Source organism: Salinivibrio sp. EAGSL (assembly GCF_013366455.1).
Taxonomy (GTDB): domain Bacteria; phylum Pseudomonadota; class Gammaproteobacteria; order Enterobacterales; family Vibrionaceae; genus Salinivibrio; species Salinivibrio costicola.
This window is the reverse complement of record NZ_JABWMG010000006.1, coordinates 160,334-171,919: the sequence shown is the minus strand read 5'-3', so window position 1 is coordinate 171,919 and position 11,586 is coordinate 160,334. Positions and strand designations below refer to the sequence as shown.

At 51.1% G+C, this 11,586-nt stretch carries 13 protein-coding genes and 1 pseudogene; 9 read left to right on the top strand and 5 right to left on the bottom strand.

Annotation, left to right across the window (positions count from 1 at the left end; genetic code table 11):
- The 3 genes and pseudogenes from HLG76_RS05580 to HLG76_RS05570 all read left to right on the top strand — a co-directional run.
- Positions 1-214, top strand: a pseudogene (locus HLG76_RS05580) (hypothetical protein); the annotation flags it as partial.
- Between the two features lie 179 nt (positions 215-393).
- Complete coding sequence (locus HLG76_RS05575; protein ID WP_217706493.1) at positions 394-1,749, top strand: amidohydrolase family protein; 1,356 nt, start codon at positions 394-396, stop codon at positions 1,747-1,749.
- 122 nt (positions 1,750-1,871) lie between these two features.
- Entirely contained in the window at positions 1,872-2,402 is a 531-nt protein-coding gene (locus HLG76_RS05570; RefSeq protein ID WP_175993245.1) for a transposase, read from the top strand.
- Between the two features lie 135 nt (positions 2,403-2,537).
- On the opposite strand, the gene HLG76_RS05565 is transcribed toward HLG76_RS05570, so the two are convergent.
- The gene (locus HLG76_RS05565) at positions 2,538-3,044 is read right to left on the bottom strand and encodes a GNAT family N-acetyltransferase (RefSeq protein WP_175993244.1); all 507 of its coding nucleotides are present in this window, start codon (positions 3,042-3,044) and stop codon (positions 2,538-2,540) included.
- Positions 3,035-3,301 carry a DUF1778 domain-containing protein gene (locus HLG76_RS05560; protein ID WP_021023794.1) on the bottom strand — a complete coding sequence of 89 codons (267 nt, stop codon included), beginning with the start codon at positions 3,299-3,301 and terminating at the stop codon, positions 3,035-3,037. The genes HLG76_RS05565 and HLG76_RS05560 overlap by 10 nt, the downstream gene beginning before the upstream one ends.
- Positions 3,302-3,525: 224 nt before the next feature.
- Here HLG76_RS05560 and HLG76_RS05555 point away from each other — a divergent pair, with 224 nt between their 5' ends.
- From HLG76_RS05555 to HLG76_RS05530, 6 genes are all read left to right on the top strand, one after another.
- Complete coding sequence (locus HLG76_RS05555) at positions 3,526-4,302, top strand: DUF3450 domain-containing protein (RefSeq protein ID WP_102504963.1); 777 nt, start codon at positions 3,526-3,528, stop codon at positions 4,300-4,302.
- Positions 4,299-5,648 (top strand): MotA/TolQ/ExbB proton channel family protein, encoded by a 1,350-nt coding sequence (locus HLG76_RS05550; protein ID WP_175993243.1) that lies wholly within the window; start codon positions 4,299-4,301, stop codon positions 5,646-5,648. Before HLG76_RS05555 ends, HLG76_RS05550 begins: the two co-directional genes overlap by 4 nt.
- 62 nt (positions 5,649-5,710) lie before the next feature.
- Entirely contained in the window at positions 5,711-6,193 is a 483-nt protein-coding gene (locus tag HLG76_RS05545) for a MotA/TolQ/ExbB proton channel family protein (RefSeq protein ID WP_241824069.1), read from the top strand.
- Positions 6,193-6,600, top strand: coding sequence for a biopolymer transporter ExbD (locus HLG76_RS05540; RefSeq protein ID WP_021023790.1), 408 nt, complete (start codon positions 6,193-6,195; stop codon positions 6,598-6,600). The genes HLG76_RS05545 and HLG76_RS05540 overlap by 1 nt, the downstream gene beginning before the upstream one ends.
- The gene (locus tag HLG76_RS05535) at positions 6,597-7,229 is read left to right on the top strand and encodes an energy transducer TonB (protein WP_077669863.1); all 633 of its coding nucleotides are present in this window, start codon (positions 6,597-6,599) and stop codon (positions 7,227-7,229) included. The genes HLG76_RS05540 and HLG76_RS05535 overlap by 4 nt, the downstream gene beginning before the upstream one ends.
- Positions 7,229-8,401 (top strand): lipopolysaccharide assembly protein LapB, encoded by a 1,173-nt coding sequence (locus HLG76_RS05530; RefSeq protein ID WP_175993242.1) that lies wholly within the window; start codon positions 7,229-7,231, stop codon positions 8,399-8,401. The genes HLG76_RS05535 and HLG76_RS05530 overlap by 1 nt, the downstream gene beginning before the upstream one ends.
- Positions 8,402-8,546: 145 nt before the next feature.
- Here the strand turns inward: HLG76_RS05530 and HLG76_RS05525 are convergent, their stop codons facing one another.
- The 3 genes from HLG76_RS05525 to tkt all read right to left on the bottom strand — a co-directional run bounded on the left by HLG76_RS05525 (position 8,547) and on the right by tkt (position 11,584).
- Positions 8,547-8,759, bottom strand: coding sequence for a cold-shock protein (locus HLG76_RS05525; RefSeq protein ID WP_021023787.1), 213 nt, complete (start codon positions 8,757-8,759; stop codon positions 8,547-8,549).
- A 339-nt stretch (positions 8,760-9,098) separates the two neighbouring features.
- A complete protein-coding gene (locus HLG76_RS05520; protein WP_077460844.1) occupies positions 9,099-9,311 on the bottom strand; it encodes a cold-shock protein in 213 nt (70 codons plus the stop codon).
- Between the two features lie 278 nt (positions 9,312-9,589).
- Positions 9,590-11,584, bottom strand: a complete 1,995-nt coding sequence (gene tkt / locus HLG76_RS05515) for a transketolase (protein WP_077669864.1) — start codon at positions 11,582-11,584, stop codon at positions 9,590-9,592.
- Positions 11,585-11,586: the final 2 nt, after the last annotated feature.

Genomic DNA, 11,586 nt, shown 5'->3' with positions numbered 1-11,586 from the left:
AGCCCACAAAGGTGACCGCGCTTATCAGTTTTGGCAGGAGGGTGTGCATCCTGAACTGATACAAAGCGACGCCATGATGTGGCAGAAAATCGACTACATTCATCAAAATCCGGTGAAGCGGGGCTATGTCGATGAAGCAGCTCACTGGCGTTATTCGAGTGCCAGAGACTACGAGGGAGCGTCGGGGCTGCTGGCGGTTTGTCGCGAATGGTAGCAAGGTAGGCATTCCCACGCAGGAGCGTGGGAACGAGTTAAAACCCCTTCCCCCGCAATCCACGTGAGATAGCGCATAAGGCGATAACTCCCTAAAGTTTGGCCTTTTTAGCCTGGTTGACTAACTTGATAGACAGTGCGATCAAACGCAATTTATCAAGGAATAACAAGGAGTGTGGGATGGTGGGATTAATGCGGTATTTGGCGGTGGCAAGCTTGCTCGTTGTGACATCTGTGATGGCGCAGTCAGAGCCACCCAAAAGTCATGTTTTATTTGAAAATGTGCGTATTTTTGATGGTACATCCGTGCAGCTTTCTGCTCCTGCTCATGTCTTGGTTGAGGGAAACAAGATTACCCAGATCTCGCGTGAGCCCATTAATGTGACGCCATCGTCGAACACAAAGGTGATCAAAGGGGCGGGGCGTACTTTAATGCCGGGGCTGATTGATGCACATTGGCATGCGATGCTGGCGACGGTTTCGGTGCCTCAGTTGCTCACCGCTGACACCGGGTATATTAACCTGCGTGCAGGGCACGAGGCGGAACGCACCTTAATGCGTGGCTTCACCAGCGTGCGTGATCTCAGTGGGCCGGTTTTTGGTCTTAAGCAAGCCATTGACGAGGGCATAGTAGCTGGGCCGCGTATTTGGCCATCGGGTGCGATGATCTCTCAAACCGGCGGGCATGGTGATTTTAGGATGCGTTATGAGGTGCCGGCGGCGAACAATGCAGGGTTAAGCCGTGGTGAGGCAACCAATGGGGGTGTGATAGCGGATGGTGTAGCAGAGGTAAGAAAACGTGTCCGCGAGCAACTGATGTTAGGCGCCTCGCAAATTAAACTCGCCGCGGGGGGTGGGGTAGCCTCTGCGTATGATCCGATTGATGTGGCCCAGTACTCGGAAGAAGAATTTCGCGCAGCGGTAGATGCGGCGGAAAACTGGGGTACGTATGTCACGGTGCACGCCTACACGCCCAAAGCCATTCAAACCGCGATTAAAGGCGGTGTTAAGGTGATTGACCATGGTCAGTTAATGGATGAAGCCACTGCACAAATGATGGCAGATAAAGGCATTTGGTTAAGTGGACAAGCCTTTCTTGCCAATGAGTACTCGAACCCGATGCAGGGTGAGGCGAAAGTAAAGCAACAACAAGTTGCAAAAGGCACCAACAACGCCTTTAAACTGGCCAAGCAATATGGGCTCAAGGTGGCTTGGGGAACCGATATTTTATTTACCCCCGCGATGACCAAACATCAAGGTGCGATCTTAACCACGATGACAAAGTGGTACTCGCCAGCTGAGGTGTTGTCGATGGCAACGGCGGACAATGCTGAACTACTGGCTTTATCGGGAAATCGCAGCCCATATCAAGGTAAATTGGGCGTGATTGAGCAAGACGCATTGGCCGATATTCTCCTCGTGGACGGCAATCCGCTAGAAAATCTTGACCTGATTGCCGAGCCTGACGCGCACTTGGTGGTGATCATGAAAGACGGCAAAATCTATAAAAACACCTCAGAAAAAACAACGTATTGATAGTAAAACAGCGCACGCGATGGTGAGGACAATAGCGTGCGTGGTCATCTCCTTTACTGCTAGGCTAGATCTTTTACCTCGTTCCCACGCTCCGGCGTGGTAATGCATATGGAGTGTGAATCATGGGGAGAAGCCGCTATAAAATCACCGAGCCTCACTTACCGCACTTCGTCACCTTGACCGTGCTGCACTGGATCCCGGTATTCACGCGCCCGGACACCGTCAATATCTTGCTCGACTCGTTGCGTTTTTTAAACAAGGATGGTCTAAAGGTATACGCTTGGGTGGTGTTAGAAAACCACTGTCATTTAGTGTTGCAAAGTAAGGCATTGGATCATGATATTGCTCGACTTAAATCATGGACAGCGAGAAATCTGATTCAATACCTTGCTGAGCGCAACGTTAAACAAATTCTGGATCAATTGGCGTTTTATAAAAAAGCCCACAAAGGTGACCGCGCTTATCAGTTTTGGCAGGAGGGTGTGCATCCTGAATTGATACAAAGCGACGCCATGATGTGGCAGAAAATCGACTACATTCATCAAAATCCGGTGAAGCGGGGCTATGTCGATGAAGCAGCTCACTGGCGTTATTCGAGTGCCAGAGATTACATGGGAGCGTCGGGGTTACTGGCGGTTTGTCGTGAGTGGTAGCGAGGTATGCACTTCCACACAGGAGCGTGGGAACGAGAGAAAACACCTCGGAAAAAACAGCGTATTGATCACTCGTTCCTACTCTCTGGCGTGACAATGCATAAGGAGTTTGAATCATGGCAGCGAGTCATCACCTCAGTCTATGGACAATGATTTTTCGATATCACAGATGCGTGCCATGAGTACTAAAGGGTCAAACGTTGACTCTTTGAAGCCAAATTTTTTGTAGAACGTTTGCGCACTGGTATCAATGGCATGAACTAAAATGCCCGCGCCACCAACAGCGTTCATTGCTTGTATTGAGCGAATGATACAATCTTTTAAAAGACCGGCTGCAATGCCTTGACCTTGATAGGCGTTATCCACCCCAAGCCTTGCTAAAATCACCATAGGAATCGGGTCAGGGCTATTTCTCCGTAGTGAGCTACATGCGTGCTCTCTCGATACTGAACCCATGGCAATGGCATAGTACCCAATCACTTGGTGGGCTGCTGTGTCATTGGCAACATACACTCTCGCGGTTCCGCGCTTTTGGCTCTTTAACGCCTGTTTTCTTAACCATGTATCGAGTGCTTTAATACCACATTGAAAGGCATTAATCTGGTGCTCATCAGTCAGTAGTGTGGGGGCACTTATTCCCAAGGCGCTTTCCTATTGAACAGATCCTTCACGCCTTCAAGCGCTCGCGGCTCTGCACGAAGTTCGTTGTCGAAAGCTTCAAACGCCTTTGCTTCAAGGACAAAATCCCGTTGTTCGGCCAGTATGCTATGCGCTTCATTAAGCGCTGCTTGCTGAATGAATACGGTTCTATCGACTTTTTTCAAACTTGCCGCAGCATCGATAATGTCTCTTACCGATGGCTGTACCCGCATGTTGATTGGCGCTGTTTTTGTAGCCATAACACCATCCTGTGTATCTATTTAATATACACTCTAAATGGTTTTTGTATATAGTCAATAGATATACGTTGTCATTTACGGATAAGCCGCAATATTCTCCGAGCTCCTTTACTGCTATGCTAGATCTTTTCCGCCAAACTCGGTACATTACACGCAAATAGAAACTATTCTCACTTTTGTTTGGGGCGAAAGCCCTGTCATTAAGCATGTTTGCAGATATCACCATGATAAAATCGTCTTCTTTTCGCCTTGCTTGGGGAGTGGCCGCTTGTTTGGCGCTGACGCCCGTTGCCAGTGCGGATCAGCTCGAACAGGCGCAAGCCATCGAGGGTAACACCACCCAAGAAGCGGCTCAGTCGCAATCTCGTATTAACCGCCGCGCGGACAGCAGTTTAGCCATGCGCCAAGAAATTGAACAAATCCAGGCGCAAATCAGTAACCTCGAAATCTACCGCGATCACTTACAAAACTTAGTCAGCAACCAACAGGCAGAAGCACAAAGCCTGCGCGATCAAATCACCGAGATCAAAGAGACGCGTCAAGGCATTGTGCCGTTGATGTATCGCATGCTCGGCGGGCTCGAGCAGTGGCTTGCTAACGATATTCCGCTCAAAGCCGATCAACGCCAAGCACGTGTTGAAAAACTGAAGGCGATGATGGGCCGCGCCGATGTGGCGGACTCAGAAAAATTCCGTCGTATTCTTGAGGCATATCAGATAGAGCGTGATTACGGCAGCAAACTCGATGCCTACCAAGATACCATTGCGCTTAACGGCCGCGATCATCAAGTGGATGTCTTGCACCTGGGCCGTGTGTCGCTGGTGGCGCGTCGCCTCGATGGTCAGCAGCATTGGGTGTGGAGCACCCGTGATGAAACCTGGGTCGAGCTAGATGCTAGCGCCGGTGAAGCGGTGGATAAGGCCTTTGCGGTGGCACAAAAACAAGTGGCCCCGTCGTTGTTATCTTTGCCATTAAGTGCCAACCAAGGGGTGAAATCATGAGCTGGAAAACCCTGATTGCCGCCGCCTGTTTGGTCGCAGTTGCCCCTTTGACTCACGCTGATGATTTGGTCGGACAAACTGAGCAAGCTCAGCAGCAGGCACGTGAGCACAACCAAGCGCGTGAAGCACAATTTACGATGACGGAACGTGAGCTGCGCCAAAAGCGTGATGAGCTCAAGGCAACTCGGAATGCGCTGGAGACGGAAACCGAAAAACTCAGTGATACTTTTAGTGACAACGAGCAGCAATTGGCGTCGTTGGAAGATAAACTTCGCTTAGAGTCGGGCAGTTTAGGTGAGCTATTTGGCGTGGTGCGCCAAGCGAGTAAAACCATTCAAACCGATGGCGTGTCCAGCTATGTGGCGATCACTCAGCCGGCATTTAATCAAACCGTCTCGGATATTGTCGCGGCCGATACATTGCCATCACTCAAGCAGCTCAATGCCCTATGGCAAGGGATGCTGACCCAAATGCAAACCAGCGGTGAGCTGCAAACCGTGTCGTTACCGGTAGTGAATGCGCAAGGTGTGGCATCGGAGCAAGCGGTGGTGCGTGTGGGCAACGTCGGCTTAGTGAATGATCAAGGTTACCTAAATTGGCAAACCGATCGCCAAGTCGCCGTGCCGTATCGCGCCCAACCGGACAATACGTTAACCACGTCAACCCTTGAGCAAGCGGTGTCTTCCGTGGGTGAGACGGTACTGATTGATCCGGCCCGTGGCACGTTGCTCGGCCAGCTAGAAAACGCGCCGAGCCTGGGCGATCGCTTCGCACAAGGCGGCTTTGTTGCCAAAGTGATTGCCACCTTGTTGGCCGTCGGCTTGCTCATTGCGCTATACCGCGGGGCAGTGTTGCTGTCGATTCATGCCAAAATGCATCGCCAATTGAAGCACCCAGACACCCCCGAAGATAACCCGCTTGGCCGTGTGCTTAAGGTCTATCACGATGCGCCCCAGCGTGATGTCGAATCGCTCGAATTACGCTTACTTGAAGCGGTGGTCGATGAGCAGCACGGCTGTGAAAAAGGCCTGTCGATGCTCAAACTCTTGGCGGCGCTTGCCCCTATGCTAGGCCTGTTGGGGACGGTGACAGGGATGATCGAAACCTTCCAGGTGATCACCCAGTTTGGTAATGGTGATCCGAAAGTCATGGCCGATGGGATCTCAATGGCCCTGGTGACCACGGTATTGGGTCTGATTGCGGCGATTCCCTTGCTGTTGGCGCATAATATTCTCAGCGGGCAGGCGGACCATATTCGCGGCATGCTCGAAAAACAAAGCATTAGTTTAGTCGCCGAGCAAGCGGAAACCACAGACAATCAGGCGGCAATCGGACCAACGGCATGATAGACGTCGAGTTATTCTCACAGCTGAATCAGCAAGACTTGGGGAGCACCTTGCGCCACTTTATGGCGGAAGGTGGCCCGGTGTTGTGGTGGCTCGGGGCGGTCGTGTTTGTGTGTTGGTTGCTGGTGATTGAACGGCTGTTGTATTTGTTCTCTCGCTTTCCCGCACAGCGTGATGCATGGGTGCGTGCTTGGCAGGCGCGCGCCGATCAGCGCTCTTGGTATGCCCGAGCCATTCGTCAAGGGGTCTTGTTTCAAGCCCAGCAAGAGTTGGGGCGCTATTTAGGATTTATTAAAGCCTTGGTGGCGATTTGTCCGATGCTCGGATTGCTTGGCACGGTGACCGGTATGATCTCTGTGTTTGATGTGATGGCAAGTCAAGGCACTAGCGACCCACGTTTGATGGCATCAGGGATCTCCATGGCAACCTTACCCACCATGGCGGGAATGGTTGCGGCCTTAGCTGGGATGTTTGCCCATGCTCGTTTAGTTAAAGCCTGTCAGCGCCGCGAAATTGCGCTCGAGCAGGCGCTTCGGAGTCAGTAATGCGATTGATTCGAGCCCAAAAACAGCGCGAAGAAGCGCAAGTTGATTTAACCTCCATGTTGGACATTGTGTTCATCATGTTGATCTTTTTTATTGTCACCAGCTCATTTGTGCGCGAGTCAGGCGTTGAAGTGAACCGTCCAGAAGCGAGTCACGCCACCAGTCAGAAAGAGGCCGGTATATTTATTGCGGTGACGGCCTCTAACGAGATCTATATCGATAAACGTCTCGTGGATGTTGAGCGTGTTGAAGCCACGCTAGAGCACTTATTGCTGGATAAACCGGATGCGTCTTTGGTGATTCAGGCTGATGAACTGGCGTATAATGGCACGGTCGTCAAGGTAATGGATGCGGCAAAAGGGGCGGGTATTGGCAGTATTGCGTTGGCAACGGAGTCACCGCAATGAAGCGATGGTTGATTTCAATGCCGGTGGCGTTGGTGTTTACTTTAGGGCTTTTTATGTTGATGGCATTGATGGTAGGTCATAGCAGTCAACGTCCGCAGGAAACATCGTCGTCAACGCGCATCGATATTTTTATGCAAGAGCCGGATACCGAGGTGCAGCGTCGCCAGCGGACTGTGCCAGAGCGGCCTAAACCGCCCGAAGTGCCTGACACACCCACGCCGGTGACGCAGACGCAATCGCAGTCTACCTCATCACCACAGCCTGATATGCCTAATTTGGATCTGCAAAGTGGGATCCAAGGGGTGATGGTACAAGCGCCTTCATTGGGTGAGCTAAATCTGAATACCGGCCCCAATAACCAACAAGCGATGCCATTGTTCCGGGTGGAGCCCAATTACCCGCCGCGTGCAATGCGCCGAAACTTAGAAGGCTATGTGGTGGTGCGTTTTACCATTGCTCCATCGGGTCGCCCGCAAGATTTAACAGTGGTCGATGCCAATCCACCGCGTGTGTTTGAACGTGAGGCATTACGTGCCCTACGGAAGTGGAAATACGAGCCGAAAGTGGTCGATGGTAATGCGGTGGCGCAACCCGGGCAACAGGTCAAATTGGAGTTTAATTTACGCTGATGTGGAAAAGACTATTTATTGGCGCGTTGCTATTGATGTCGGTGCCTGCTGCCGCGCAGCTTTCGCCATCGGTGGCACGCGCGATTGAAAAAGCACAAACCCTTGAGCAAGATGCAAAACTGGGTGAAGCCATTGCGCTGCTCGATAATTTGAGTGTCAGTCGGGCGTATGACAAAGCGTTTGTGGATCGCTCATTAGGGGTGTTTTATTGGCAATATGGCAATAATGACCAAGCCATTGTGCATATTCAGCGTGCGGTGGACAGTGAGCAGCTGCAAGATGCACAAGCGTGGCAAACCAAGCGCATGTTAGCCGATTTATTGCTGATCGATGGCCAGTATGCGTCGGCGCTGCAATATTACTACCCGTTGGCTCGCGCGATCCCCAAAGAAAAGGCGGATCAAAGTGAAGATGTGTGGCTGCGCATTATGCAGGCACATTATCAGCGCGAACAGTGGAGCCAGGTATTAAAGGCGTATCCCGATTATCAAGGTGTGGTCACAAGCACTGCCAGTGTATCGGCCTTATCACTTAAATTAGGGGCTCAGCTTCAGCTTGAGCAATGGCGTGGTGCCACACCGACGCTGAAAGCGTTGATTAAGCGCGAGCCTGACAATAAGCAGTGGTGGCGTCAACTGGCCGGAAACTATGTGCGATTGCAACAGCCAAAAGAGGCAATTAGCACTTACTTACTGGCGCAGCGCCAAGGCATTACCCTTGAGCCAAGCGAACAGCGTACGGTTGCCCAGCTCTATGCCAATGAGGGCGTGCCAGAGCGTGCGGCGCAATGGCTAAAACGTTTACCCGCCTCAGAGCAAGATGCGCAAACGCTGGCGCAACAGGCAAGCCTTTGGCAGCAGGCTCGGGAATGGCCACAAGCGATCGGGGCATGGAAACAGGCGGTGAAAAAAGACAGCCAATACCACTGGCAACTCGCGTTAATGCAGATCCAACAAGGTGAGTATCAGCAAGCGCTTACTTCGCTTGAGCATGCTGATAAAGGCGCCTCGGACAAAGATATTGCGTTGGCAAAAGTCCAAGCTCACTACAAGCTGAAGCAGTATGAGCAGGCACTGAAACAAGCGCGTCTTGCCAAACAGATTGCGCCGGATGATGCAGTAGAAAGCTGGCTGACCTTTTTGAAAAAGCGTCAACAAATGCAGAAGAGCTAACAAAAACTAACTAACAAAAAGCCCCAGCCAGGCAGTATGCCAAATGGCTGGGGCTTTTGGTTTTGTGTCGATATACGGGCTATTCCCGAATCATAGACACAAAAAAAGGACGCCTAGGCGCCCTTTATCAATCAGACTCGGTTTCTTATGCTACAGAAACGTCAGACGCCTGTGGGCCTTTTTGGCCTTGCTCAACGGTGAAGTTCACACGTTGGCCTTCAGTTAGGGTTTTGAAACCGTCACCAACGATAGCACGGAAGTGTACAAACACGTCCTTTTCACCGTTGTCACGAGTAATGAAACCGAAACCTTTCTCTTCGTTAAACCACTTTACGATACCAGTTGCTTGATTAGACATAATCATTCTCTCTTAAATTACTAAAAATAGGATAGCTTTGAACGGAGTCGATGACATGTCTAGAAGCGAAAGTAGGTAACGTTAGAAACTCTATAATATTGATAATAGCGCAGCTTATGTTGACTTTTACTTGATGAATCATTGACGCTCCGTGTTCCAGAGCTGACACCACAATACAGCAATCCACCCACATGTAAAGCCTTTATGATATTTAATTTTCAGGTGTTCTATGTTTGCGGGGAAAACAAAGCAATTTTTGCTTGTGATTCGGTAGGATAGCCAAATTGAGATGAAAAAAAAAGGACGCCTAAGCGCCCCTTATCAATCAGGTCTGATTTCTTATGCGACAGAAACTTCAGAGGCCTGTGGGCCTTTTTGGCCTTGTTCAACGGTGAAGTTAACTTGTTGACCTTCAGTCAGGGTTTTAAAACCGTCACCAACGATAGCGCGGAAGTGGACAAACACGTCCTTTTCGCCATTTTCGCGGGTGATAAAACCAAACCCTTTTTCTTCGTTAAACCATTTGACGATACCAGTTGCTTGATTAGACATAATCATTCTCTCTTAAATTACAAAAATTAGGATAGCTTTGAACGGAGTCGATGACATGTCTAGAAGCGAAAGCGGGTAACGTTAGAAACTCTATAATACAGATAATAGTGCAGCTTATGTTGCCTTTTACTTGATGAATCATTGACGCTCCGTGTTCCAGAGCTGTGACCACCGTACAGCAATCTGTTCACTTGTAAAGCGATGATGTTCATTTGGACAAAAAAAGGCCAGTCATCGTTGACTGGCCTTAGCAGGGTTAACGTGCAATCAGTGTGCTGTTAAGACAGCAGCTCTTCTGCAGTGTTAACCACGTTTTCAACCGTGAAGCCGAACATTTTGAACAGCTCGTCAGCGGGCGCGGATTCACCGAAGGTGGTCATCCCGACGACGCGACCGTCTAGGCCAACGTACTTGTACCAGTAGTCAGCAATACCCGCTTCAATGGCAATACGAGCGGTGACGTCTGATGGCAATACCGACTCGCGATAAGCGGCGTCTTGCTTATCAAACAAGTCAGTGCTTGGCATAGAGACCACACGGACTTGTTTGCCTGCTTCGCTTAGCTGAGCAGCTGATTCAACAGCCAGCTCTACTTCAGAGCCAGTCGCAATAAAGATCAGGTCAGGTTTGCCTGCACAGTCTTTGAGGATATAACCGCCTTTGGCAACGTTCGCCAATTGGGTCTCGTCGCGCGCTTGCTGAGCCAGGCCTTGACGCGAGAAGATCAGCGCACTTGGGCCGTCTTTACGCTCTACCGCGGCTTTCCACGCTACTGCCGATTCGACTTGGTCACAAGGGCGCCAGGTGCTCATGTTCGGCGTTTGGCGCAGGTTAGCCATTTGCTCGACCGGCTGGTGAGTTGGGCCATCTTCACCCAAGCCAATTGAGTCGTGGGTGTAAACCTGAATGTTCTGCGTTTTCATCAGTGCCGCCATGCGCATGGCATTACGTGCATACTCCATGAAAATCAGGAAGGTCGCCCCGTAAGGAACAAACCCGCCGTGCAGGGCAATACCGTTGATGATGGCGGTCATCCCGAACTCGCGCACACCATAGTGCAGGTAGTTGCCGCTCGCGTCGTCTGCGGTGATCGCTTTCGAGCCTGACCACATGGTCAAGTTAGACGGTGCCAAGTCGGCTGAGCCACCGAGCAGTTCTGGTAGCAGTTTGCCGAACGCTTCTAAGACGTTTTGCGACGCTTTACGTGATGCGATCTTAGCTGGATTGGCTTGCAGATCCGCAATCAGTTTTTGAGTTTCGCTGTCCCAGTTGCTTGGCAGTTCACCGTTCATACGACGGGTAAACTCGGCGGCAAGCTCAGGGTATTGTGCTTGATATGCGGCAAACTGCTCGTTCCAAGCGGCTTCTTTAGCTGCGCCGGCTTCTTTGGCGTCCCACTGTGCATAGATGTCTTGTGGGATCTCGAAAGGCGCGTGTTCCCAACCTAGGAATTCACGTGCGGCTTGTACTTCGTCATCACCCAGCGGCGCGCCGTGACAATCGTGGCTGCCTGATTTATTTGGCGAGCCATAACCGATGGTGGTTTTGGTGCAGATCAGCGTCGGTTTGCCGGTTTCGGCTTTCGCAGCGCTCAATGCAGCTTGAATCGCATCCGCATCGTGGCCATCGACAGCGGGGATCACATGCCAACCGTAAGATTCAAAACGCTTAGCGGTGTCGTCAGAGAACCAACCCTCAACGTGACCGTCGATTGAGATGCCGTTGTCATCCCAGAATGCGATCAATTTACCGAGACCTAGCGTGCCCGCCAGTGAGCACGATTCGTGAGAGATGCCTTCCATCAAGCAGCCATCACCCAAGAATGCGTAGGTGTGGTGATCGACGATGTTGTGACCGTCACGGTTAAATTGTGCTGCCAGTGCTTTTTCAGCAACGGCCATACCGACGGCGTTGGTAATCCCTTGGCCGAGTGGGCCAGTGGTGGTTTCAATACCCGGTGCATAGCCATATTCAGGGTGGCCTGGGGTATTCGAGTGCAATTGACGGAACTGCTTCAGATCGTCGATAGCAAGATCGTAGCCAGTCAGGTGCAACAATGAATAGATCAGCATTGAGCCGTGGCCGTTTGAGAGCACAAAGCGATCACGGTTAGCCCAATCTGGGTTTTGCGGGTTGTGATTCATGTGGTCACGCCACAATACTTCGGCGATATCGGCCATGCCCATTGGGGCGCCTGGGTGACCAGATTTGGCTTTTTGAACACCGTCCATCGCAAGGGCGCGGATGGCGTTGGCTAACATTTTGCGTTCCATGT

What these genes read in the sequence shown, in the direction of transcription:
- HLG76_RS05530 (WP_175993242.1), top strand. Translation starts at nt 7,229, where the DNA reads ATGTGGAAAAGACTATTTATTGGCGCGTTGCTATTGATGTCGGTGCCT.
- HLG76_RS05545 (WP_241824069.1), top strand. Translation starts at nt 5,711, where the DNA reads ATGGCGGAAGGTGGCCCGGTGTTGTGGTGGCTCGGGGCGGTCGTGTTT.
- HLG76_RS05525 (WP_021023787.1), bottom strand. Translation starts at nt 8,759, where the DNA reads ATGTCTAATCAAGCAACTGGTATCGTAAAGTGGTTTAACGAAGAGAAA.
- HLG76_RS05555 (WP_102504963.1), top strand. Translation starts at nt 3,526, where the DNA reads ATGATAAAATCGTCTTCTTTTCGCCTTGCTTGGGGAGTGGCCGCTTGT.
- tkt (WP_077669864.1), bottom strand. Translation starts at nt 11,584, where the DNA reads ATGGAACGCAAAATGTTAGCCAACGCCATCCGCGCCCTTGCGATGGAC.
- HLG76_RS05575 (WP_217706493.1), top strand. Translation starts at nt 394, where the DNA reads ATGGTGGGATTAATGCGGTATTTGGCGGTGGCAAGCTTGCTCGTTGTG.
- HLG76_RS05550 (WP_175993243.1), top strand. Translation starts at nt 4,299, where the DNA reads ATGAGCTGGAAAACCCTGATTGCCGCCGCCTGTTTGGTCGCAGTTGCC.
- HLG76_RS05570 (WP_175993245.1), top strand. Translation starts at nt 1,872, where the DNA reads ATGGGGAGAAGCCGCTATAAAATCACCGAGCCTCACTTACCGCACTTC.
- HLG76_RS05520 (WP_077460844.1), bottom strand. Translation starts at nt 9,311, where the DNA reads ATGTCTAATCAAGCAACTGGTATCGTCAAATGGTTTAACGAAGAAAAA.
- HLG76_RS05540 (WP_021023790.1), top strand. Translation starts at nt 6,193, where the DNA reads ATGCGATTGATTCGAGCCCAAAAACAGCGCGAAGAAGCGCAAGTTGAT.
- HLG76_RS05535 (WP_077669863.1), top strand. Translation starts at nt 6,597, where the DNA reads ATGAAGCGATGGTTGATTTCAATGCCGGTGGCGTTGGTGTTTACTTTA.
- HLG76_RS05560 (WP_021023794.1), bottom strand. Translation starts at nt 3,301, where the DNA reads ATGGCTACAAAAACAGCGCCAATCAACATGCGGGTACAGCCATCGGTA.